The sequence below is a fragment of the Mycobacterium sp. genome (genome assembly GCF_008709575.1).
Classification (GTDB): Bacteria; Actinomycetota; Actinomycetes; order Mycobacteriales; family Mycobacteriaceae; genus Mycobacterium.
The window spans coordinates 1-21,950 of sequence record NZ_VYIK01000004.1 but is presented as its reverse complement, the minus strand read 5'-3'; the positions used below and the strand labels follow the sequence as shown (position 1 = coordinate 21,950).

At 67.7% G+C, this 21,950-nt stretch carries 21 protein-coding genes; 8 read left to right on the top strand and 13 right to left on the bottom strand.

The annotated features are described in order from the left end of the window. Positions 1-34 precede the first annotated feature (34 nt). The 9 genes from eccE to F6Q13_RS01610 form a co-directional block, all read right to left on the bottom strand. Positions 35-1,567 carry a type VII secretion protein EccE gene (eccE, locus tag F6Q13_RS01650; protein WP_293051307.1) on the bottom strand — a complete coding sequence of 511 codons (1,533 nt, stop codon included), beginning with the start codon at positions 1,565-1,567 and terminating at the stop codon, positions 35-37. After that, positions 1,564-3,207, bottom strand: coding sequence for a type VII secretion-associated serine protease mycosin (gene mycP / locus F6Q13_RS01645; RefSeq protein WP_293051305.1), 1,644 nt, complete (start codon positions 3,205-3,207; stop codon positions 1,564-1,566). The genes eccE and mycP overlap by 4 nt, the downstream gene beginning before the upstream one ends. After that, positions 3,204-4,685, bottom strand: coding sequence for a type VII secretion integral membrane protein EccD (gene eccD / locus F6Q13_RS01640; RefSeq protein WP_293051302.1), 1,482 nt, complete (start codon positions 4,683-4,685; stop codon positions 3,204-3,206). The genes mycP and eccD overlap by 4 nt, the downstream gene beginning before the upstream one ends. After that, positions 4,685-5,710 carry a MinD/ParA family protein gene (locus F6Q13_RS01635; protein ID WP_293051299.1) on the bottom strand — a complete coding sequence of 342 codons (1,026 nt, stop codon included), beginning with the start codon at positions 5,708-5,710 and terminating at the stop codon, positions 4,685-4,687. The genes eccD and F6Q13_RS01635 overlap by 1 nt, the downstream gene beginning before the upstream one ends. Positions 5,711-5,745: 35 nt before the next feature. Beyond that, positions 5,746-6,582, bottom strand: coding sequence for an ESX secretion-associated protein EspG (locus tag F6Q13_RS01630; RefSeq protein ID WP_293051297.1), 837 nt, complete (start codon positions 6,580-6,582; stop codon positions 5,746-5,748). 81 nt (positions 6,583-6,663) lie between these two features. Further along, entirely contained in the window at positions 6,664-6,948 is a 285-nt protein-coding gene (locus F6Q13_RS01625) for a hypothetical protein (RefSeq protein ID WP_293051293.1), read from the bottom strand. Positions 6,949-7,016: 68 nt separating this feature from the next. After that, on the bottom strand, positions 7,017-7,340 hold the full coding sequence (locus F6Q13_RS01620) for a hypothetical protein (protein WP_293051290.1): 324 nt from the start codon (positions 7,338-7,340) through the stop codon (positions 7,017-7,019). 175 nt (positions 7,341-7,515) lie between these two features. Then, positions 7,516-8,718: a PPE domain-containing protein gene (locus F6Q13_RS01615; protein ID WP_293051287.1), complete on the bottom strand. Its 1,203-nt coding sequence runs from the start codon at positions 8,716-8,718 to the stop codon at positions 7,516-7,518. Between the two features lie 10 nt (positions 8,719-8,728). Next, the gene (locus F6Q13_RS01610) at positions 8,729-9,031 is read right to left on the bottom strand and encodes a PE family protein (RefSeq protein ID WP_293051284.1); all 303 of its coding nucleotides are present in this window, start codon (positions 9,029-9,031) and stop codon (positions 8,729-8,731) included. 160 nt (positions 9,032-9,191) lie between these two features. On the opposite strand from F6Q13_RS01610, the gene F6Q13_RS01605 reads away from it, so the two are divergent. Beyond that, on the top strand, positions 9,192-9,590 hold the full coding sequence (locus F6Q13_RS01605) for an OB-fold domain-containing protein (protein ID WP_293051281.1): 399 nt from the start codon (positions 9,192-9,194) through the stop codon (positions 9,588-9,590). Between the two features lie 40 nt (positions 9,591-9,630). Beyond that, positions 9,631-10,842, top strand: a complete 1,212-nt coding sequence (locus F6Q13_RS01600) for a thiolase family protein (RefSeq protein WP_293051278.1) — start codon at positions 9,631-9,633, stop codon at positions 10,840-10,842. Between the two features lie 88 nt (positions 10,843-10,930). On the opposite strand, the gene F6Q13_RS01595 is transcribed toward F6Q13_RS01600, so the two are convergent. The 3 genes from F6Q13_RS01595 to F6Q13_RS01585 form a co-directional block, all read right to left on the bottom strand. Further along, entirely contained in the window at positions 10,931-12,367 is a 1,437-nt protein-coding gene (locus F6Q13_RS01595; protein ID WP_293051434.1) for an FAD-binding oxidoreductase, read from the bottom strand. Between the two features lie 164 nt (positions 12,368-12,531). Next, complete coding sequence (locus tag F6Q13_RS01590; protein ID WP_293051431.1) at positions 12,532-14,052, bottom strand: HAMP domain-containing sensor histidine kinase; 1,521 nt, start codon at positions 14,050-14,052, stop codon at positions 12,532-12,534. A 65-nt stretch (positions 14,053-14,117) separates the two neighbouring features. After that, the gene (locus tag F6Q13_RS01585; protein ID WP_293051275.1) at positions 14,118-14,846 is read right to left on the bottom strand and encodes a response regulator transcription factor; all 729 of its coding nucleotides are present in this window, start codon (positions 14,844-14,846) and stop codon (positions 14,118-14,120) included. Between the two features lie 416 nt (positions 14,847-15,262). Between F6Q13_RS01585 and F6Q13_RS01580 the strand changes: the two genes are divergently transcribed. The 6 genes from F6Q13_RS01580 to F6Q13_RS01555 all read left to right on the top strand — a co-directional run bounded on the left by F6Q13_RS01580 (position 15,263) and on the right by F6Q13_RS01555 (position 20,714). Next, positions 15,263-15,685: a hypothetical protein gene (locus F6Q13_RS01580; RefSeq protein ID WP_293051272.1), complete on the top strand. Its 423-nt coding sequence runs from the start codon at positions 15,263-15,265 to the stop codon at positions 15,683-15,685. A gap of 68 nt (positions 15,686-15,753) precedes the next feature. Beyond that, a complete protein-coding gene (locus F6Q13_RS01575) occupies positions 15,754-16,035 on the top strand; it encodes a hypothetical protein (protein WP_293051269.1) in 282 nt (93 codons plus the stop codon). A gap of 135 nt (positions 16,036-16,170) precedes the next feature. Next, positions 16,171-17,448, top strand: a complete 1,278-nt coding sequence (locus tag F6Q13_RS01570; protein WP_293051266.1) for an MFS transporter — start codon at positions 16,171-16,173, stop codon at positions 17,446-17,448. Positions 17,449-17,749: 301 nt separating this feature from the next. Then, on the top strand, positions 17,750-18,964 hold the full coding sequence (locus tag F6Q13_RS01565; RefSeq protein ID WP_293051264.1) for an MFS transporter: 1,215 nt from the start codon (positions 17,750-17,752) through the stop codon (positions 18,962-18,964). A 13-nt stretch (positions 18,965-18,977) separates the two neighbouring features. After that, entirely contained in the window at positions 18,978-20,237 is a 1,260-nt protein-coding gene (locus F6Q13_RS01560) for an SLC13 family permease (protein WP_293051261.1), read from the top strand. 6 nt (positions 20,238-20,243) lie between these two features. Continuing rightward, the gene (locus tag F6Q13_RS01555) at positions 20,244-20,714 is read left to right on the top strand and encodes a universal stress protein (RefSeq protein WP_293051258.1); all 471 of its coding nucleotides are present in this window, start codon (positions 20,244-20,246) and stop codon (positions 20,712-20,714) included. Between the two features lie 14 nt (positions 20,715-20,728). Here the strand turns inward: F6Q13_RS01555 and F6Q13_RS01550 are convergent, their stop codons facing one another. Beyond that, positions 20,729-21,610, bottom strand: a complete 882-nt coding sequence (locus F6Q13_RS01550) for a hypothetical protein (protein WP_293051255.1) — start codon at positions 21,608-21,610, stop codon at positions 20,729-20,731. Positions 21,611-21,950: the final 340 nt, after the last annotated feature.

Below are 21,950 nucleotides of genomic sequence, written 5' to 3'. Positions count from 1 at the left end.
TCTAGTCCAGGTCTAGTCCATGTCTAGTTCATGTCTAGTTCGTGGGTTCCAGCGCAAAGATTTTGGTCGTGGTCGGCTCCGCGGAAACGTAACGGTTCTCAGCACGGAACAACTCGACCTCCACGGTGTGCATCCGGCCGGCGGCGCGGACCTCCACCGTGGCCGGTCCGGTCTGGGTGATCACCACGTCGGCGGACCCCGGATGCGGCGCGCCGGGCTCACCGAGCACGATCAGGGTGTTCGGTCGCGGCGCCGGTGTCACCGAGCCGTCGACCACGCTCACGGTGGTGCCCGAGATGGGCCTAACACCGGTGCTCACCGCGATGTCCGGCATGCGAACACTGCTCCACCGCTGGGTATCTCGAGTGTGCACCGTGATTCGCTCGCCGGCCGCGGCCATCCTGACGATAATCCGCTTGGTCAACCAGTCCTGCGCCGCGATGTGCACGCGGCTGAATTCTCCAGGGTCATCGAGGGGCACCATCAGCCGGTTCCCGGCGTCCACCTTGCCCAGCAACACGCCGGAGGGCCCGATCGGGAGAACCAGTGGGCCGGTCAGGGTGCCGCGGCGCAGACCTCGCAGCGGCGGCCGGGGCAGGCACAGGCCGGCTGCGATTGCCTGCGCCTGCTCGCCCGGCAAGGTTCGCCACATCACGCTGGGCGGCGCCGTGGGCGGCTGCGCACTGCGTACGGTCACCGTGGCCGTGATCGTGTTGTCGGGCAACAACGTGATGTTCTGGGTGATCCCGTCGGCGCGCAGCGACCATGCGTGGGCCAGTTTCTCCGCGGTGATGTCCTCCGGCCGGTACCAGTAGGTCGTCAGCCAGCCCGCGTCGCTGCGCGCCGAGCGCCATCGCCGGTGGTGGCTGCCCAGCGCAGAGCGCCCGAGTCGGCGCTCCACCTCGGCGATGTCGGTGGCCGTCGCCACTTTGGCCCGGATACCCCGCTGGCGCAGCGCGGCACTGATCCGCTGGGCCGCCGCCAGCGTCGCGGTGCCGACGGATCTACGCCATTGCAGGGCCTCGGCGTTGTCGAGGGCCGCAACCCGTACAACCAGCCAGGTTTCGCGCCGCCCCGCATACGGTGGTGTGCCGATGAGCGTGTCGTACACCCGTGGGTAGTCTCCGGTGCCGCGTCGCCGGGCGCCTGTGCAGACCACGCTCAGCGACTCGATGGTCAGGCCCAGGCTCTGATGCAGCAGCGGCAACAGGTCGGCGATGTCGACGGTGTTGTCGGTGGAGGTCGACGTGGAACCGGTGAACAACGTCGGCGTGTGCGCCTTTCCCAACAACTGCACGGCGGCCACTGCCACCCCGTCCTGATACCGGATGCCGCCGCCGGAGCGGTCGTTGGCCACCGTGATCGGATCATGGAGAACGATGGGCCGTCGGCGCCGCAGCCACAGCAACAGCCACGACCACGCGGGCTGACGCCACCACGGAATGACCCCGACCATGAGCCCGATCACCAGGCCCGCCGCCGCGCCGGGGTATCCGGCGACGGTCCACCCGATCAGTCCGGCGGCCAGAACACCGACGACAGTCGTCAGCTGTGTGATGGCTGTCATCGCGCCCGCCGGGCCCGTGAGATTAGCCCCGCCACCGCGACGGCCCCCACAACGACACCGGCGAAAACCAACGCCATGGTGCGGGCCCGGCGATCCGGTGGCGCAGGCGGCGGCGCCGGAACGACGACCCGGCTCTGTGCTCCCGGTGGAAGTCGTTGTCCAGCAGGCACATTGAAGGTCAACGCGGCGACCGGGTCCACGACGCCGTAGCCGACTTGGTTGTCGACCCCGCGGGGCGGATTGTGAGCGGTCTGCAAGATCCGGTTGACGACCTGATGAGCGGAAAGATCGGGATACTTGGCGCGCACCAATGCGGCCACCCCGCTGACGTAGGCCGCCGAAAAGCTGGTACCCCAAAACGGCATGTTCTTCTGGCCCGGCCGCGCCGGCGGGTAGGCGTTGACGGGTCCGCCGGTCTGCGAGGACAAGCCCATGATCGCGACCCCGGGCGCGGCGGCGGCGACCCACGGCCCGGCAAGGCTTTTGCTGATCGGCGCGCCGGTGTTGTCGACGGCACCCACCGAGAGCACGTAATCGGAGAACCAGGACGGTGACGAGATGGTCTTGACTTGATGCCAGTCCCGCGGATCGGAGGGATCCAACGGGTCGAAGACCGGATTCTGCGCGCACTCGTCCTCGCCTTCGTTGCCGGCCGCGGCGACGATCACCGCGTCCTTGACGGTGGCGGCATACCACACTGCGGCGCCGAGGGCGCCCTGATCGAGCGGATCTGCGGCCGACATACACGACGTGACGCTGACGTTGATCACCTTGGCCCCCATGTCCGCCGCATGCACGATGGCGCTGCCCAGCGTCGCGACGGTACCCGCTTTCCGACGGGCTTGTGCGTCACCGGGCGTGGGGGTGACCGGTTCGTAGGCGCGTGAGGACTGCCGGATCGAGATCACCACGGCGTGCGGCGCCACCCCGGCCACGCCGTCGGGCGCGCCCGGCGGCGGGGGCGGCACTGCGGGATCCTCCGCCTGCTCCGGACCGGGATCTCCGGGTGCGTTAGCGGGCTCGTCGGCCGGCGGGGGCGGAGGTGGCGGCGGCAGCGGCCTGGTCTCGGTGATGGTCACCGGCGAGGGCGGCGGTGGTGGTGCGGGTGGCGGCGGTTGACCGGCGGGCGGCGGCGGCGCCGAGTACACCGGCGGCGGCCCGGCCGGCGGCGCACCGGCCGGTGCGGCCGGCATCGGGGCAGGCATCGGGGCGCCCTGCGGAGCCGCGGCGATCACCGACGCCACGACGGTGCCGTGGGCGTCGCAGTCCATCAACCCGTCCCCGCCCATGATGTAGTCACCGCCGGCGACCACCGGCAACCGCGGGTTGGGATTGACTCCGGTGTCGATCACGGCCACCGCTACCCCGTTGCCTGTCGAGTACTGCCACGCCTTGGCGACGTTGAGCATGGTGAATCCCGGCGCGGTGACGGCCACGTTGGGGTCGGCCACGGTGATCGGTCGGGCACAAACGGCGCTTTGGCGCATCGGCTGATCGGGCCCGGGCTTGCCGTTGGGCGGGACCCGGGAGGGGTCGACGGTGGGTGGCGGGAGCGACTGAGCTGCCGGGAGGTCCGTAGAAAACCCGACGAGCAGACCAGCCAGTGCCACCGCCGCCAGCCTCCGTGTAATCGCTCTCATCGCATCCGCACCCAGGTGAACAGCCCACCGATCCAGGCGGCCAAGGGCAATGCGGCGATGATCGCGACAAGTTCCAGCCACTCGACGCTCATCCTCACCAGGGGGGTGAACCTGGTGCTGGGCACCAACAGCGCCGCGGTCAAACCGGCCAGGCTGAAACCTCCCAGCACGACAGCACTCCACAGCACCGCGTCGCTTGACGCCGGCGGCTGCGACAGCGCGTATTTGACCACGCCGGCGCAGGTCGCCGCGGCGGCTCCCCCCACCAGGGCGATCGCTTGTTTCTTGTCGGCGAATGCGCGCCCGCGACTGATGAAGATCACCACGAACAGCCCGACCAGCACGGCCGCGGACCCGCTGCGATCGTGACCCGGCATCAGCGTGGCCCAGACCGCTGCGGGAAATATCAGTGCGGCGCCGACGCAGATTCCGGTCAGCACATGATTGGCACGTCGTGCCGCGGCAGCGATCTGCCGGCCTCGAGGTGTGGTGTCGCGGTTGGCCTCTTCCTCGTCCTCGGTCTCCACCGGCGCCACCGCGTCGACCGGGAGCCCACTGCTGCGGCGGAACAGGTCCCGTCCGGTAACCGACCCGAAATAGGGCGGGCGGATCCGCGCCACCCACAGCGCGATCGTCGGCGCCGTCGTCAGCAGCACCAGCAGGGCGACCAGAGTGCACATGCCAAGCCATTGCGCGGGAATCGGCCGCCACATCCGCGCGGCGGCAATCGCTCCCCCGAGTCCGCACAGTGTCACGACCGTTGCCGCCGCGTTGAGGTGTCGTCGGGTCACCACCGCGATCCCGTAGGTTAACGTCACCACCGCGAGCGCGCCGATGAACAGATGCGGTGAACCCAGGCGCCCCGGCGCAGCCGCCGCGATGCTGACCGCCAGCAGCGGCATGGCGAGCCAGGCGAATGCGGCCAGCATGTCCGCCCGGTGCGGCCACCATCGCCACACCACCCCGGCCGCGCCCGCGGCCAGCACACCGGTTGCGCCGGTGACGACGCTGGGCATCAGCGCATCGGTGGCGATGCGGTTGCGCACAGCCAGTCCCAGCACCACGGCCGAGGCCGTCGCCGCGATGGCGAGCGCGGTGTGAGCTGCCGTCTCGGCGGTGACAGGTGCGAACAGCTTTTTGCCGATTCGGGCCAGTCCGGTTGACAGCGACTCGTACTGCGGCTCGAAGGAATCGCCCTCCACCGCAGGAACCAGAACCAGCGTGGCGCCGTCTTCGACAGCGAGCTCGTCGAGAGTTTTGGTGACGTCGAGCCGAACACCGTTGGCTTTGTGCAACTCATAGCCGACACCCGGTTCGAGACCGCTCAGTCCCCGGCGCCTGAGTTCGTCGCCCAGCAGCTCGATGACGTTGTCGATGAACATCTCGACCGGCACCGACGCCGGATAGACCTGGGAGACGAGGTGTTCCCCGCAGACTACCGCGACCGCGCAGCGCGCCGGGAAAGAGACCTTCGCCATCACCGTGGCCTGTCTGCTTCCGGAATGTACTTGTCGGCCAATACCGCGGCGATTTCGAATAGGCGCAGCCGCGTTTTCTTGCTGAGTTCATGCTGGGTGTCGATAATCCCGCCCTGGGCCAGGTGGCGGTCATAGGGCATGAAACCCACCGTGGCGCCCGACTGCGCGAAGCGCTCGGTGAGATAAGACCGCGCCTCCGAGTCGTATTGGTTGCGGCTGTCGTTGAGAATCACCATGCTGCGCGACACCAGTTCGTGGTAGCCCATCGATCGGAGCAGATCGATCGCGCGGGTCACCGGCAGCGACGTGTCCGCCGTCAGGCCGGATACGAAAACCAACGTGTCGCAGGCATCCAAAACCGGCTTCATCACCGGGTGTTCCAGGTCGTCGGAGGTGTCCACCACAATGACGGTGTGCGTTCGTCGCAGCCGCGACAGCACTCCGGTGAACATCGACGGCACCAGCGGCCTCGGCTGATCCGACGCCCGGTTGCCGGCTAAAACGTCTAATCCTAAAGTGTTTTGGCCCAGGTGCTCCCTGATGTCGGCGTAGCCCTGGACGTCGGTGTCGTTGAGGACTGCGGAATAGTCGCCGGGCGGGGTCTCGTCGATTCGCCCGGCCAGCGTTCCGAAACCGGGGGCCGCGTCGATGGCCACCACGTTGTCGGGTCGGCACTCCCGAAACACCGCGCCGATGCAAGCGGTCATGGTGGTCTTACCGACCCCGCCCTTGCCGGAGACCACCCCGATGACGTACTGCTTGCGGATGTGGCGACGAATTCGGCCCTGCAATTCGCGGTAGTGCCGTTCGGCCGGCGACTCGCCCAGGTTTATGGTGCGCAACGACAGACTGTAGACGAACTTCCGCCAGCCCGAACCCGGCGGGATTTTGCGGGGCGCTACCAGGTCGGAAATGCGCAGTGTTTCCGATACGGACTCTTGTTGCTGCCGCGAAACGGCCGGTTCCCCCCGGGGTGGCCTACCCAGTTCCGCCGAATTCGGTTCCGCCTGCCACGGATTTGTCACAATGCCGCTGCTAACACTTGTGAGAGGACCTCAACTCACACCACCTTTCGGTATGAATACCATTCTTTTTCCGCCGGCAGGCGCCGCATCATCTGGTTGATCGCCGAGGCGATATTGGTTGTGGTGCCGGGCGCGAGGATCAGCCATCGCTTGCCTGCGGTGGACACGTGCTCGGCCACCAACCGCCCACCGGGGGTGTCGATGATCGTTACCGCGGTCTGCTCGACGTGCGTCCGGGTGGGCCCGGCGGTAGCGACTCCGGACTGGGTCGCCACGATGGACGCCCGGGCCGAACGGGCGGAATCCGCGGCCATTGCCAGCACCTGCCGTTGATCGGGGTCGAGTCGCTGACTTGCCAGGAAACTGTGCAGCGCCTCCTGACTTGCGCCCACAGCCGCGAGCGCATCGGCGTCCACCGTGACCGGCCGCAGCGGGGCGGGGGTGTTGGAACCGCACAATCGCTCGATCTGGGCGCCGATCACGGCATTGGCCGCACCCTCCGCGCTCGACGTTCCGGCGCCGCTGATGCGGACCAGGTCTTCCGAGCGTTCCATGACGACCCACCACTGGGCGAATCGCGCCAGCAGCGCCCGGGTAGGTGTGTGCCCGTGATCGGGGGTGAGCACGTGGATCACCAACCCGACGTCTCGGCGCGCGAGCACGGTCAGCCACTCGACGATCGTGGTGTTCACCGTGTCCGACTCGTCGAGAACGCCGGCCGAGCGCAACTCGGCCGCGACCGGGTGGGCCAGCGCCATGTGCGGAGTCTCGACGCTGGGCAACACCGATCGCAAGCCCAACTCCGGGGCGAGCACTTCGATGCCGGTGAGCACCTGAAGCACCCACAGGCCGTCGACGCTGGTGGTTAGCACAGCGCGCTCTTCTACCGCATTTCGCCTGAAAGCCGCTGGGGCACACTGGCTTTGTGCGCCCCAGCGTGGCCGGACAGGTTGTTAGGTGGCAAGCGAAGCGTCTAACGCCAGCGCGTCGTGGGTGATCGAGTTCAAGACATTGCCGTGCACACCGACGGTCTCGGCCAGATGTTGCAACGGCTGCTCGATCCGCAGCATCGCTTCTTGGTATGACGCGTGGTACTTGCCGCCCATATGACTGGCCAGAAGCGCATTGATGTTCACCAGGTCGGCCTGGCACTGGGCCAGCGCCGCCGAGGCCGAGCCGAGAGTGCCGGTCGCGCTCTCGATCGCGCCGGGCATGTAGGTGATGATCGATGGATCCATGACTGTGATTTCCTATCTCGTCAAGTCTTGTCGAGCTGATGGTGGGTACTGCGCGAGCCCGCGCGTGATCAGAGCGGGCTGATCGACTGAAGTTGGCTCGTTGCGTCGGCGTCGTGCTGCGCAAACTGCGCCACCGAAACACCCAGCTTGTGCGCCAGGTTGGTGCAACCGTTGATGACCTTCATGAGGTCTGTGTTGATTTCGACGGCTTTTTGTTGTGACACAACGGCGGCCGCGCCGCTGTGGGCTCCCGACATGACGACCTCCTCGACCGCCGCCAGACCTTGGTTGGCAGCGACCGTTGCGTGCTCCATGAGCGACTCGATTTGCGCCTTCACCTGGAGCGCCAATTCCTGCGGGATACGTGGAAACGCTGCTGACGGCTCGGCCATGTACTTCTCCTTACATTGCGCCTCCCCCGTGGCGGGGCATGACCGAGAGTGTAGGCGTTATCCGGTGGCTGTCACTTCGCCTTTGCTGAGAGTATTCAGCGGCAGGATTACCAGCTGTCCCAATGGCCTCGGCTGCCTCAGGCTGCCCTGATCGTCGCCGTTTTGGGGGTCGCTGTTAGGAGTCCGTCGGCTCAGGATCGCGCTCACCGGTGTCGACAACGATGCGCGCGTGCGGGACGTCGTCCTCCTTGCCGGGATCGGCGTTCGCTTTGGCCAGCATCCCCGCCGGCGCGACCGGCATGGGCGCCCCGCCGACTGTTCGGGTCGTCGGACCGCGCAGCTCCGCCGCGTTGAGTACCCCGGCGCGACCGGCCGGCCGGCCACCCGGCTCCGCGGCAAAGGTGCTGGTCGGCTGGGTGAAGCTGGTCAGCCCCGCGCCGCTGTAGCCGAGGCCCGGGGCGCCGGCACCGGTGGCGGCGGCGTTGAGGGCGCCGGTGGCCGCGCCGCCGGTGCCCAGCGGTGCGGCAACAGACTCCATCCCGGCTGCCGCCGGCGCCTGCGACTGCAGGAACATGCCCATCAGGGTTTGCGCCGGGCCGGCCACACTCGAAAGCCCCTGCGCTGGGACATTGGCGGCGCCCTTGAGCGGCTCGCTCAGGCCCGAGACCAGCTGCGGCCCCTGCTGCAGCAGGGAACCAAGCTGGCCGGTCACGTCGGCCGGCGCCGACGACGCCGCCTGGACCCCCGCTGCCGGTGCCTGGACGGCGTCGGTCGCGCCGGCGTTCGCCGCCGATTGTGCGACGCTCCCGGCGGCGGCCGCCGGAGCCACCGGCGACGCGCCGACGACTGTGGGCGGCGGCGGCACGCTCGCCGCGGCGGCTATCGAGCCCAGGGTGGAGGCGTACAGCACGCCGACGCTGGAGTTCTGGGGCCAGTACTCGCCGAAGTACTGGAGGTCTTGCGCAATGATGCCCGGGGTGTTCTGGCCGAACCAGTTGGTGGCGTTCAAGAGCCCCCACAAAGCCCGGTTCGCCTCGCAGGCCACCGAGGGGATGACCGACGGCGCCGCCATCGTATAGGCGTCGGCGGCGGCTTGCGCAAGCAGCACGTGTTTTGCGCAGTGGGCCGCCAGCGGCTCCAATCCACCGAGGTTCAGAGCAGCCCCCTTGGCGGCGTTGGCGGCACCGGCGAGCCCCATCCACTGCGCACTGGTGGCCGCGATGTTGGCGGCCGATGCCGACGCCGACATCTGGTGGCCGGCCGCCTCGGTGGCCATCACGCCGGCATAGGCGACGACCGACCCCGGGCCCGGGCCGCCCTCGAAGATCAGCGCAACGATCTCCGGCGGCGCGGCGATCCACCGTGGGTCGAGAACCATGCCCGGGTGGTCAGAAGGTGAATTTGGCGGCGCTGAGCAGCTCGTTGAGCACGTAACTGACCGCCGCCAGATTTTGTCCGCCGGCGTATCCGAACCGCTGCCCGACGTGTTCGGCGGCCACGCCCAGGTAGGCGGCGCCAGCCGCGGCCATCGCCGTCGCGAACGCCTCGTCGTCGGCAGATGCCGCCATCGGTACCACCCCGGTGAGGGCGGCCGCCCCCGCCGCCGTGGTCGCCGCCATTTCCCCACTGATCACCGCTTCCGTCAACGCCGAAACGTTGACGGCCGCCGGACTGACATCGAGTATCGACACGTCGCCTCCCCAGGTCTGGTCCGCAGCATCGCCCTGCGAAGTTCCCTGAGTCTACGGTGCCGCCGGGCTGCCCGTCGACACTCTGCGCCACGGCGCGGGCGGGCTCTGTCGCCGCCGGGCCGCGCTCGCTAATGTCGATACCCAGACGATGGAGGTTTTCATGGCCGGACAGATCCCCCTGGTCGACTATCTGGTGCTCGACGACGGCGAACCGCACCTGGTCGCACAGGAATGCACCCACTGCGGAGCCCGGTTCTTCGGCCGTCGCAACGGGTGCGCGCGGTGCTTCGCCACCGAGTTCAGGACCGTTCCGATCGCTACCGAGGGCACGGTGCGGGCGTTTACGATCGTCACCGTCGCCGCACCGGGAATCCCCACCCCGTTCGTTGCCGGCGTGGTCGACTGCGATGGCACCCAGGTCCGCGCCAACCTCATCAATGTCGAGCCCGACCCCGAGCACGTGCACGACGGGATGAAGGTGCGGCTGGCCACCTACCCGATCGGCACCGACTCCGCGGGTACCGAAGCGATCGGTTTCGGCTTCGAGCCCGCCGAATGACCCACCGCCAACCTTTCCGCACGCACAAGGAGCAGAGACGATGAGTGCCAGCGACGAGATTTGGATCCTGGGTATCACGATGACCAAGTTCGGTAAGCACCCCGACCGTGACACCGTCGACCTGGCGGCCGAGGCGGCGACGGGGGCGCTCGCCGACGCCGGTCTGACGATGGCCGATATCGGGGTGTTGGCGGCCGGCAACCTGATGAACGCCAATGCGGGCCTTGGTCAGCAGCTGCAGAAACAGATCGGCCAGACCGGTATCCCGGTCTACAACGTGGCCAACGCCTGCGCGACCGGGGCGACCGCTTTGCGCACCGCGATCATGGCCGTAAAAGCCGGCGAGGTCGACTACGGCATGGCCGTCGGCGTGGAGAAGTTGTCCGGCGCCGGGCTGCTCGGCGGCGGTGGCCAGAAGAAGCCCGACGCCGACGTGTGGACCCCGGCGGGCCGCTACGGCGCGGTCGCCCCGATTGACGGGCGCATCGGCACCGAAACCATGCCCGGCGTGTTCGCCCAGATCGGCACCGAGTACGGCCACAAATACGGCGGCACCAGCTTCGAGCTGTTCGCCCGGATCAGCGAGAAAAACCACGCCCACTCGACGCTGAACCCGCTGGCCGCCTACCAGAAGCGCTTCACGTTGGAGCAGATCATGAGCGACGTCATGATCGCCTATCCCAACACTCGGCCGATGTGTTCGGCCAACTGCGACGGCGCAGCCGCGGCGATCGTGTGCAACGGCCAGACACTGAAGTCGCTGTCGGCTGGGCAGCGCCGTCGTGCGGTGAAGGTGTCGGCGTCGGTGTTGACCACCGACCCCTACGAAGAGGGCTGTCAGGTGCTGCCCAACGTCAACACGTTGACCCGTAACGCCGCCGCAACTGCCTACGAGCAAGCCGGCGTCGGCCCGGGCGACCTCGATCTGGTTGAGCTGCACGATTGCTTCGCCACCGCCGAACTGGTGCACTACGACAACCTGATGCTGTGCGAGGAGGGCGGTGCCGCCGATTTCTTCAACTCCGGCGCAACCTGGCGCGACGGCTCCACCCCGGTCAACGTATCGGGCGGGCTGCAGTCCAAGGGCCACCCGATTGCGGCCACCGGCATCGCCAACATCTGGGAGATCTGCCATCATCTGCGCGGCGAAGCCGGCGACCGCCAGATCGACAACGCCAAGGTGGGGCTGGCCCACGTGATCGGCCTGGGCTCCGCCTGCGGCGTGCACATCCTGGAGAAGTCGGCGGCCTAGCTTCCACCGGCATTGCCACCGCCTGTGCGCGACACACCGGGGCGAGCGAAGGACATCGCTCAGTGGAGCGTTCCGACGCGGCGGCAAGCTAGAAATTCAGCCCGGAGAACATGACCCGGCCGGGATCGTACTTCTGCCGAGTGGCACTGAGCCGCGGTAGATTCGGGCCGAAGTAGCGCGCCGGCGGCTGAGCTGCCTCGACATAGTTCACATAGCCGCCGACCGAGTACGGCCGCACCGCTTGGTGTGCCGCGGTGAGCCAGCCGGTCGCTGCCGACGGGTCGCCCGATGTCTCGACGTACCACTGCACCAGCGCGGACTGCCGGCGCCACGGAAAGGCCGTCGCCCCCGGTGCCACACTGGCGAGGGCGCCGTCGAGTGCGTGCATGATCGCCAACATGCGGCCCGCCCCGCGCGGGAAGGCATCGACCGCCGCCGCAATCCCGTTAGCGGCGCCGTCGTTGATAACAGGGAGGACATCGGACCCGCCGACGTATCCCAAAGGTGCCGGGTTCAGATTACCGACGGCCAGATACTTCACCAGTTCCATCCGGTTGAACGTGTAGTTCTCGGTCCCGGTGGGCGCCATCCCCACGGCCGACACGATGGCGCGCTGGGCGTTGCCGCCCGACCCGACCGGGCACGTCGCCAGAATCCGGCAATGGGTACCCATCGCGTCAACGGTGGCGTCCGCGAGTGCCCAGCTGCTGCGGTCGGCGGTGCGCAGCCAATTTTGCCAACCGAGCAAGACCGCAGCGAACGACTGCGGCGGAAAATTCAGATTGACGACGTCGACGTCCCCGACCGGAAACGTCGCAAAAGTCAGCGCGGTGGTCACCCCGAAGTTGCCGCCGCCACCACCCCGCAATCCCCAGAACAGGTCGGGGTTGCTGGTGGCCGAGGCGGTGACCGCCTGGCCACCGGGCAGCACCACCGACGCCGACGTCAATTGATCACAGAGCAGACCGGCGTGCCGTGAATCGGCGCCCAGCCCACCTCCCAACGCATGCCCCGCCACGCCCACCGAGGGGCAGGTACCTGTCGGCACACCCCGCCCGGCCGCGGCCAGCGCATCGTGGATCGCATACAACCCGGTCGCGGGCGCCACCGTCACCTGACCGGTGGGGGCGTGGTAACTGATTCCTCCCGGCAGCTGCCGCAGATCAAGCACCATGGTGCCGTCTGCCGTGGACGCCCCTACATAGGAATGCCCGCCGCCGCGCGGCGCTACCTTCAGGTTGTGAGCAGCCGCGAAGGCCATCGCCTTTTGCACGTCCGCCAGCGACGTCGGTGTGACGACCGCCGCCGGCGTCGATCCGTTGTAGTTGGTGTTGAAAACCTGTTTCGCGCTGGCAAATTGGGGACCGTCGTCGGGCCGTAGCACTTGCCCGCCGATCGCACCGGAAAGGCCTTCCCAACCGGAGCTGCCCGGATCGGCGCCGGCCCGACCTGATCCGAAAACCGCTCCGGCGGCTAATGCTCCGGCGGCACGCAAAAACGTCTGGCGTGAGATCTCATGCGCCACCATCGAGCTTCCGCAATTCAGTCATGTCCCGCATTGTTAACCACGCGGGCACATAACCCGCTGTTGCGCTTGACGTGTCGCGAGACAGCCGAAAATGTGTCCCAACCTTTACCGGATCCGGCAGAACCTGTTGCGCGAAATTGTCCCGATCTGAATATCCGGGCTCAGGCCTTCGTCGACAACGGCAGAGTGAGCTGGAAGCAGGCGCCGTCGCGGTGCGGAAGGCAGACCAGGTCGCCGTCGTGGGCTCGAGCCAGCGCCCGCGCGATGGACAGCCCGAGCCCGGCCCCGCCATGATCCGCGTCGCGGGCGGCATCGAGGCGCACCAGGCGGTCAAAGATGCGTTCCCGCTCGGTTTCCGGGATGCCGGGGCCTGAGTCGGTTACAGTCACGGTGGCGCGATCGGCAGACTGATCGTGGTCGGTACGGCCCACGTCGATGACGATTCTCCCGGCTGGGGGAGTGTGCCGACGGGCGTTGTCGACCAGATTGGACAGGATTTGGGCGATCCGGTTGGGGTCGGCGCGGACAGTCATAGCGGGTTCGCCGGTGCGGATCACCGTCAGGTCCGGGGACAGCATTGCCGCACGCTCGCATTCGGCGTCGGCAAGCGCGGCCAGGTCTGTCTCGGCAACGTCGAGTGTCACGCCGGCGTCGATGCGCGTCAGGTCGAGCATGTCGGCGACGAGTCGGCTGGCGCGGCGCGACTCGGCCAATAACAACTCTGCGCGGCGGTATTGGCCGGCCGCCCGCGGGTCATCGCCGTGTTGGGCGGCGGCGGTGTGCAGTTGTTCGGCGGCAGCCCGGATACCGGCGATCGGTGTGCGTAATTCGTGGGCGACGTCGGCGAGGAATTGCCGGGTGGTGGCCTCGGCGCGGCGGGCGGTCTCGGCGGAGTGCTGGGCACGTCGCTCGGAGGTTTCCAGAGCATCGAGCATGCCATCGAAAGCCGCGGCAGCGCGGCCGAGTTCGGTGTCAGTGCGGTCGGGGTGCAGGCGTTGACCGCGGTCACCGCCGGTGATGGTTCGGGCCAGCGCGGTCAGCCGATCGAGGGGATGCAGCGCTGCGCGGGTGACCAGGCTCAACAACACACCTGCCGCGGCGAGGGTGATCAGCCCGGCGGCAATCATGGTTTCCCGTAGCCGCCGGATCAGCGCCGCGGTCGCCGTGGTGTCCGCCACCAGGATCACCCGCCCGCCGGTTCGCAACGGGTGCACGATCACCGACGCGGTGGCGTCTGGCGGCGGCCTCTTCGGAGGCGGTGGAGGAGGTGGCGGCCCCCAGCCCGGCGGCGGCGGCCCCCAGCCCGGCGGGGGCGGCGGCGGCCCCCAGCCCGGCGCAGGCGGCCACCAACCCGGGGATGCTTGGTTCCACGGCGGCGGGGCAGGCGGCGGGACTGGCGGCGGTGGGGGTGGGGGAACGGTTGGCCCGGTTACCGCGTCCGCGCGGATGGCGCGATCACCGAAGGTGCTGCCGTCCGGGGCGACGAGCAGAGCCCGGATGCCGCCGCCACCCAACTGAGCGACGAGTTGATCGGGTGGAGTGTTGACGGCGGCGAGTGCGTCAGCGCGAGATGCGGTCGCCATGAGTCGGTCGTGCACGTTGCGGCGGGTTTGCACGCCCAGCAGCGTGTCGATGCTGACGCCGAGCAGCAGCAACAACACGGCCAACGCGGCCAGCGCCATCAGGGTCACCCGCCGGCGCAGCGACGGTGCAGGAGTTGTCGGACGCGCGACGCCGCGGTCGGTGGTCACGACCGGAGGGGTTGCAGGCGGTAGCCGATACCGCGCACCGTGTGCAGGATGCGCGGGCCGTGCGCTTCCAGTTTGCGGCGCAACGCGCTGACATAGACATGCACCAAATTGGCGTCGTATGCGTCGTATCCCCACACGGTGACCAGAATCTGGCTGGTGCTGACGATTCGGCCGCGCTGCTCGGCCAGAAAGCTGAGCAACCTCAATTCGGTGGCAGTCAGGTCCAGTCGGCATCCGGCCCGGCTGGCGACTCCGGCGTCCAGATCCAAGGTCACATCGCCATACTGCAGAATCGCCGGGAGCCGACCGCGGCGGCGCAACACCGCCCCGACGCGGGAGACCAGCTCAGCCAATTCGAACGGTTTGACCACGTAGTCGTCTGCGCCGCTGTCGAGCCCGCGTAACCGGTCGGGCAGCCCGTCTCGGGCGGTGAGCAAGACTATCCCGGCCTCGCCCCAGTCGCGAACCACGTCGATCAACATGAAGCCGTCACGTCCGGGCATCATGACATCGAGCACCACCAGGTCGGGCCGAAATCCCTCGAGGACATCTTCCAGGCCGGCCCCGCTAGGACGTGTCGCGGTGACATACCCGGCGTTGGCCAACGCTTCGCTGACCATCTCACGGATCGTCTGGGAATCCTCGACCACGAGAACCCGCGCAGCGCTGGGCTGCCTTGCCCGCTCGCGCGGGCCCCGGGGCGGATTCTGCGGCCGATCGGTCATGGTTTCATTGTCGGCGCCGACCGGTCAGGTTTCTGAAACCAACCTGAAGATAGCGCCCCGCTGTGCCCGGTCTTCAGGTTGATTTCACAGTCCGTTCCTAGCGTTGCAGCCATAGCCCAGGTCTCCTATCGCGAAGGAATCATGGCCGACGACCTATCGGTTCGGAGCGCTTCCGATCCGCCCAGCGGTGAACCTCGACGCCCGGTTGTCGAGCCGATAACGAGCATGGGCGCCCGGGCACCGTCGGTCGTTGCTCGCCATCCGGTCGCCGCCACCGTGGGCGCCGGCGCCATCGGGCTGCTGATCGGCGTCATCGCTGCCGGCGGCCTGGTCCGTTTATTCGCCCCTCCGCCGCCGGGCGGCTGGGGTATCGCGCCGGCTCTACCGGGCGTGTGGTCCAACGCGCCACCGCCGGGATGGGTTCAGCCGCCACCACCGCCGCCACCACCGCCGCGGTGCCATCCTCCGCCGCCGCCGTGGGCGTGGGGGCCGCCTCCGAGTGGACCAGCGCTCGCGCCGCAACCGGTGACACCCGCCCCCGGTTGGCCCCGGCCCGCCGCGCCGCCGAGCCCGACCCACGGACCCTAACCCGTCGTGCAAAGGACGTATTCCTCATGTTGGTCATGCAGATACTGGCCCGCGCGGCGATCGCAACCGGTGTCGGGTTGACGCTGGTCGGGGTCGCAGTCGCGCACGCTGATCCGCAGGCTCCGCCGCCGGCGCCCGGGCAAGTCCTCGCGCCACCGCCGGGCTGGGGCCCACCCCCACCACCACCGGGCTGGGGCCCACCCCCACCACCACCACCACCACCGGGCTGGGGCCCACCCCCACCACCCTGAGGTGTTGCATCCCAGTCATTCAGGAGCTATCGCCGAGACCGTCCCGATTGCCGATGGGAGGACTGATCATGGTGACTTTGTTGCTGTTGATCGCGGTTGCCGCGCTGGGGTATTGGGCCGGCGTGCATAGCACAACCGGGCACCGGCCTGGTGCCGGTCGCGGTGGCGGAGTCAGCGGTCCCGCTGGTGTGCCTGGCTCCACCGGGGCGAGTCCCTGGCTGCTGACCACCGCGGCAATCGTGGGGCTCATTGTGCTGCTGGGCATGCTCGTCGGTGCACCGGCCTTGCTCGTCGGCCTGATCACCGGACCTGGGTTTTTCGCGGGCCCTGGCGGGCCGTTCGGGCCTTAGGGCCGCGAGGCGCCGACGCTGTAACTTCACCGGGAAAGGACGGTCAACGCAGCCTTGATCGGGATCAGCACACGAGCCGACCAGTTCCTATGCGGTCACCACAGGGTCTGGTACCCGGTGATGGCGTGATTTCCCATGTCACAGCCCACTGAGGGTCTTCCACGCCGCACGGCGCACGCACTGGATCTGCTGAACTTTTCGTTGGGCGGCGTTCGCGAAGGATTAGGACCATACCTGTCGATTTACCTTCTGCTGAAACATCATTGGGATCAGGCCTCAATCGGGTTCGTGTTGATGGTGTTCACCGCTGTGGGCGTGCTCGCGCAAACCCCGATCGGTGCACTGGTCGATAGAACCACGGCGAAACGAGCACTCGTGATCACCGGCGCGGCAGCGATCACTCTCGCGGCCGCGGCAATGCCGCTGTTTCCCGACATCTATACGACTTCATTGCTGCAGGCGGTTGTCGGGATCGCCTGTGCTATTTTCACTCCCACACTGGCGGCGATCACACTGGGCGTTGTCGGCCTCCGGTGTTTCGCTCGACGTATCGGGCGCAACGAGTCGTTCAACCATGCCGGCAACGCGTCGTCGGCCGCGGTGGCCGGCGCTTTGGCCTACTTCCTCGGACCGGTGGTGGTGTTTTGGCTCTTAGCCGGGGTGTCCGCGCTCAGCATCATCGCCACGCTGCGAATCCCGCCCAGCGCGATCGACCACGACGTGGCGCGCGGCCTGCATCGGGCATCCGCAGGCCAGCACCGGCAGCCGTCTCGTTTCGCGGTGCTCCTGCAGGATCGAAGGTTGATGGTCTTCGCGGCGGCGATCGTGGTGTTTCACTTCGCCAACGCCGCCATGTTGCCCTTGGTTGGCCAGGAGTTGGGGTTGTTGAACAAACAGGCCGGGACCACGCTGATGGCGATATGCATCGTCGCCGGGCAGACCGTGATGGTGCCGGTAGCCTATGTCACCGGCGCCAGGGCCGACATCTGGGGACGCAAACCCATCTTCCTGACAGCCTTCGCGATCCTGACCTGCCGGGGGTTTCTGTACCCCGTGTCGGACAACACCTTTTGGCTGGTCGGCGTGCAACTCCTCGACGGCGTGGGAGCCGGCATTTTCGGGGCCTTGTTTCCGCTGGTCGTCTCCGACCTCACGCACGGAACCGGCCGCTACAACGTCAGCCTCGGCGCCATCATCACCGCATGGGGTCTTGGCGCCTCACTGTCGAACGTGGTCGCGGGCGCGATCGTGGTCGCCTTTGGTTATCACGCGGCGTTCATGTCACTGGGTGCGATCGCGGGCGCGGGCTTTGTTCTCTACCTGATCGCCATGCCGGAAACGGGTGGGATCACCAAGCCACCAGCCGCCGCTGACCTCGATCGTCGTCAGCACCCGGACACGCTGCACCGATAACGTCCCCTCACCGCTTGCATCACGATACTAGTAGATATATCGTTCACTATCGCAAGAGCGTCAACGATAGTCCTGCGTGGAAGCGAGCGACGACCGTGAGCGAACCCCAGCGCCCACTTGCGCACGAAATCCGGAAGATCTCATCGTGGCACTGAAAGTCGCTGCAATCAAAAACTTTTCGAATTGACCGCGATGAGTGCACCGCCGCGTCGACCACCAGAGCAGGCGAGAAAAGAGCAGCCACGTGCTTACCCGAGAGTGTCCAACGCCGCGGGCCCGTGATCGCGCCGCACTGCTCGCGGTGAATTTTTTCATGGCCGACGTGCACGCCGGCTTCGGCCCGTTTTTGGGGGTGCTGCTCGCCGGCCGCGGCTGGGCCACCGGGGCGATCGGCACCGTCACCGCCCTCGGTGCCATCGCCGCACTGATAGCGACCACTCCGGCGGGTGCGTGGATCGATGCGACCACCCGTAAGCGGGCCACCGTCGTCGTGGCCGGCGCGCTGGCCGTCGCCGCTTCCGGTCTGATCCTGCTGTCACGACAATTCTGGGTCGTCGCCGCCGCACAGGCGGCCAGCGCCGTCGCCGGCGCGGCGCTCGGCCCCGCGGTGATCGGCATCACCCTGGGTGTGGTCCGCCAAGCCGGGTTCACCGCACAAAACGGCCGCAACCAGGCCTACAACCATGCCGGCAACATGGCCGGGTCCGCCCTGTCCGGCCTGCTGGGCTGGCGCTTCGGATTCGCGGCAGTGTTCTGGCTGGCCGCCGTATTCGCGGTGATCACCGTTATTTCGGTGCTCATGATCCCGGCCCGCCGCATCGACCACGAAGCGGCCCGCGGCGCCACCGACCACCAGGGTCGCGGCAAAGGACTGCGGCTGCTGGTTGCCTCACCGCCACTGCTGGCGCTAGCCGGCGCTGTCACCCTGTTTCACCTCGGCAACGCCGCGATGCTGCCGTTGTACGGTCTGGCCGTAGTCGCCACCCACGCCAACCCGTTTGTCACCGTGGCCGGCACCGTGGTCATTGCCCAAGCCGTGATGATCGGTGCCGCGCTGAGCGCCATGCGCATCGCCGAAACCCGCGGCTACTGGCTGGCTATCGCCGTCGCTTTCACCGCACTGCCCATCCGCGGGCTCGTCGCCGCCGGGGTCGTCACCACCTGGGGAATCGTGCCCGTGCAGATTCTCGACGGCATCGGGGCCGGCATCCTCTCGGTGGCCGTCCCCGGCCTGGTGGCCCGGATGCTCGACGGCACCGGCCACATCAACGTCGGTCAGGGGGCAGTGTTGACCGCCCAGGGCATCGGGGCCGCGATAAGCCCGGTGTTGGGGGGATACCTCGCCCAAGAATTCGGCTACCGGACAGCGTTCGCGGTGCTCGGTGCACTGTCGGCGGCAGCGCTGATCATCTGGGTTACACATCGCTCGATGCTGCAACCCGCCGACAAGGCCTGCGGCCACGGTGTGACCGGCACGGACCGGGAAACGGGCCTGGCGCCCTCACCCATCGAGTAGCAGCGGCGCTGTCGTGGACGCAGTCGAGGCCGAGACGTGGTCCGTTGCCGGATTGGTGGCGGTGTTGGCGTGGGCGGCGATTCGCCCTTTCGGGTGGCCTGAGGCCGTCGTTGCCGTGCCTGTTGCCTCGATTTTGGTTGGGGTCGGGGCGATCTCGTTGACTGACGCGCGCCGTGAGCTGATCGAGCTGGCGCCGGTCGTCGGATTTTTGGCTGCGGTCCTGATGCTGGCTCAGCTGTGCGCTCATGAGGGCCTTTTCACCTGGTGCGGAAGGGCGATGGCGCACCTGGCGCGGGGTCGGCCGAATCGACTGCTCGCTTCGGTGTTCGTGGTGGCCTCGCTGGTCACCGCGGTGTTCAGTCTCGACGCCACCGTCGTGCTGCTCACACCGGTTGTGTTCGCCACCACCGCGCGCCTGGCAGCCCGCGCCCGTCCTCACATCTACGCCTGCACCCATCTGTCCAACACCGGATCGCTGCTGTTGCCGGTGTCGAACCTGACCAACCTGTTGGCCTTTCACGCCAGCGGTTTAAGTTTCCTGCGGTTCGCGGGTTTGATGGCGCTGCCCTGGCTGGTGGCCATCGTCACCGAATTTGCGGTGTTTCGGTCCTTCTTCCGCAGCGATCTCGCCGCCACGACGACGACTCCGCCGGAGCCTCACCCGCCCAGCGCTCCGCCGTGGTTTGCCGTCGCTACCCTGGCCGCCACCTTGACCGGGTTTGCCGTCACCTCGGCAGTCGGTGTCAACCCGGCGTGGGCGGCGGCCTTAGGAGCGCTGGTCCTGACCGCAGCCGGTGCCCGGCGTCGGCGGCTATCCCTCACCACCATCGTCAGCGCCGCCGACCCGGCGTTTTTGGTGTTCGTGCTCGCTTTGGCGGTCGCGGTACGCGCGGTGATCGACAACGGCCTCGGAAGCGCACTCGGCGGCTGGTTGCCCAACGCCACCGGACTGACCGGGTTGCTCGGCATCGCCGCAGTGGCCGCACTGGCCGCGAACCTGATCAACAACTTGCCCGCGGTGCTGGTGTTGCTTCCCCTGACTGCGGCCGGCGGTCCCGCGACAGTGCTCGCGGTGCTCATCGGGGTCAACATCGGCCCGAACCTCACCTACACCGGCTCGCTCGCCACGATGCTGTGGCGACGCATCCTGCGCCAACACGACCACGCCACCAGCCTGACCGAATTCACCACGCTCGGCGCCCTGACCACGCCGGCGGCGATCGTTACGGCGCTGGTGGCATTATGGGCATCGCTGCACCTGCTCGGAGGCTGATGCGCCATGACGGTGATCGCCTGGATCGTCGAAACCACCTGGCCCGCCTGTGTCGATGCCACCCGTACCTATACTCCGGCCGGCGCGGAGATCGTCCTGGTTCACGTCACCGACCCCGATGCCGCCGGGCTCGCTCACAGCGCCTACGCCGGGCTACTCGGCCGCGGCCATCCCCACCGCGACCCAGGCACCCGGGTCGCAGCTCTCGCCAACGCTGCCGCGCACGAACTGCTCGCCGCCGCTGCTGCCCGGCTGGAGCGCCCCTGCATCACCCGTGCGTGCACCGGACAAGCCGAGACCGAGGTCCTCGCCGCCGCCGAGAACGCCGAACTCCTGGTCCTGGCGCGCGACGGCGAACTCGACCGGCCCGGCCCCGAAAGCATCGGTCCGACCACCAGATACCTCATCGACCATGCTCTATGCCCTGTCCTGGTAGCCTGGCCGGGATCTGTCCAGAGCGGGGCCGCTCCTCGGTAGCCAGGCCCGACGGTTCAGGTTCGTCCCTGAGGTGAGGGCTGCTTTACGGGTTCGACGGGGGGCAGGGTCACGAAGGGGACGTCGGACATGCGGGCGTTGGTGTCCGAATCAAGCGCGTAGCCCTGACGATCGACGACGTTCGTGACGCCCTGCTCGTTCCACACCAAGTAGGTCTGCTGCGCGGGCTCACCGCCGGGAATGAGATGGTCTCGCACCGCGCTGCCGATCTTGCGCAGTTTGGCGTCCAATTGCTTTCGCTCTGCCGCGATGCGCTCGCGGTGCCCGCCGAGCAGCAGGCTCGCAGTCGAGGAGTTGGCATCACCTGGATGCATGGTCGCGTTGACTGTCGCGACTATCCCGGTGATGCGTTCCTTGGCATCTCGAATTGCCCGCGAGGCCTCTATGAGGGCCCGTTCTACCGTCTCGGTCGAGACACCCATGTCGTCGGGGATCGTGACCCCCAGAAGCCCGCCCGCGTGCCGGACCAATTCATCGGCAGCCCAGCGCGCGTTCTTCAATGCGGCCGGCAGTTGCCAGGTCGGGAAGCCGGCCTCGGCGTTGTCAACAGCCAGCATCTCCTCGAGGAGTTGGCAGCTGTCTCCCTGGGGCCAATTGGGTCCGACGACCTGGTAGGGATCATCGGGTGGCCCTGGTGCGCGCATTAATGCACTGTCGGATCCCGGACACTCGTCGGTGTGGGTGCTTGAAGTGCTGGCAGGGCGTGGTGGTGGTGCGGAAACTGTTGCTGCCGTCTCGTTATGGTGGCTTGCCGACACGACCGCGAGGGTCAGAGCCACCGAAACCACCGCGACAGCGGCGCCCACTATCACGTCCCGGACAACCGACGATCCCTGCGCGGCACCGACTGCAGCCGCATTCTGCTCAGTAAACGACATCGGCTTCTCCTTAAGTCATGCAGAACGAAGTCGGCGACTTCAGAGCACGTACACGGACGCCCAGGGCATACCGGTGAAAAATGAAGCTAGTAAAGCTGATTCAGAAACCGGACACGGTGCCCGGGCCGGGTCGAAACGAAATGGTCGCTGCCCTCGGATAACAACTGTCATCAGGACTCATCTCGCTCTCACCTCCTCACGGCCAGGGGCACTCGGGATCCCGACGGATCGGCCAATGCTACGACTATACCCCTTGAGCCGTTCGGGGTTCGGCACCTCGACGTGCCTAATGAGAACTAGCGGGTCAGTCATCGGGCAGACTCGCTACCGGTAGCGGCCG

Coding starts and splice junctions, on each gene's coding strand:
- F6Q13_RS01575 (WP_293051269.1), top strand. CDS start 15,754: ATGGTGACTTTGTTGCTGTTGATCGCGGTTGCCGCGCTGGGGTATTGG.
- F6Q13_RS01605 (WP_293051281.1), top strand. CDS start 9,192: ATGGCCGGACAGATCCCCCTGGTCGACTATCTGGTGCTCGACGACGGC.
- F6Q13_RS01600 (WP_293051278.1), top strand. CDS start 9,631: ATGAGTGCCAGCGACGAGATTTGGATCCTGGGTATCACGATGACCAAG.
- eccD (WP_293051302.1), bottom strand. CDS start 4,685: ATGGCGAAGGTCTCTTTCCCGGCGCGCTGCGCGGTCGCGGTAGTCTGC.
- F6Q13_RS01625 (WP_293051293.1), bottom strand. CDS start 6,948: ATGGATCCATCGATCATCACCTACATGCCCGGCGCGATCGAGAGCGCG.
- F6Q13_RS01580 (WP_293051272.1), top strand. CDS start 15,263: ATGGGTTCAGCCGCCACCACCGCCGCCACCACCGCCGCGGTGCCATCC.
- F6Q13_RS01590 (WP_293051431.1), bottom strand. CDS start 14,052: ATGGCGCTGGCCGCGTTGGCCGTGTTGTTGCTGCTGCTCGGCGTCAGC.
- F6Q13_RS01620 (WP_293051290.1), bottom strand. CDS start 7,340: ATGGCCGAGCCGTCAGCAGCGTTTCCACGTATCCCGCAGGAATTGGCG.
- F6Q13_RS01555 (WP_293051258.1), top strand. CDS start 20,244: ATGACGGTGATCGCCTGGATCGTCGAAACCACCTGGCCCGCCTGTGTC.
- F6Q13_RS01550 (WP_293051255.1), bottom strand. CDS start 21,610: ATGTCGTTTACTGAGCAGAATGCGGCTGCAGTCGGTGCCGCGCAGGGA.
- eccE (WP_293051307.1), bottom strand. CDS start 1,567: ATGACAGCCATCACACAGCTGACGACTGTCGTCGGTGTTCTGGCCGCC.
- F6Q13_RS01570 (WP_293051266.1), top strand. CDS start 16,171: ATGTCACAGCCCACTGAGGGTCTTCCACGCCGCACGGCGCACGCACTG.
- F6Q13_RS01615 (WP_293051287.1), bottom strand. CDS start 8,718: ATGGTTCTCGACCCACGGTGGATCGCCGCGCCGCCGGAGATCGTTGCG.
- mycP (WP_293051305.1), bottom strand. CDS start 3,207: ATGAGAGCGATTACACGGAGGCTGGCGGCGGTGGCACTGGCTGGTCTG.
- F6Q13_RS01585 (WP_293051275.1), bottom strand. CDS start 14,846: ATGACCGATCGGCCGCAGAATCCGCCCCGGGGCCCGCGCGAGCGGGCA.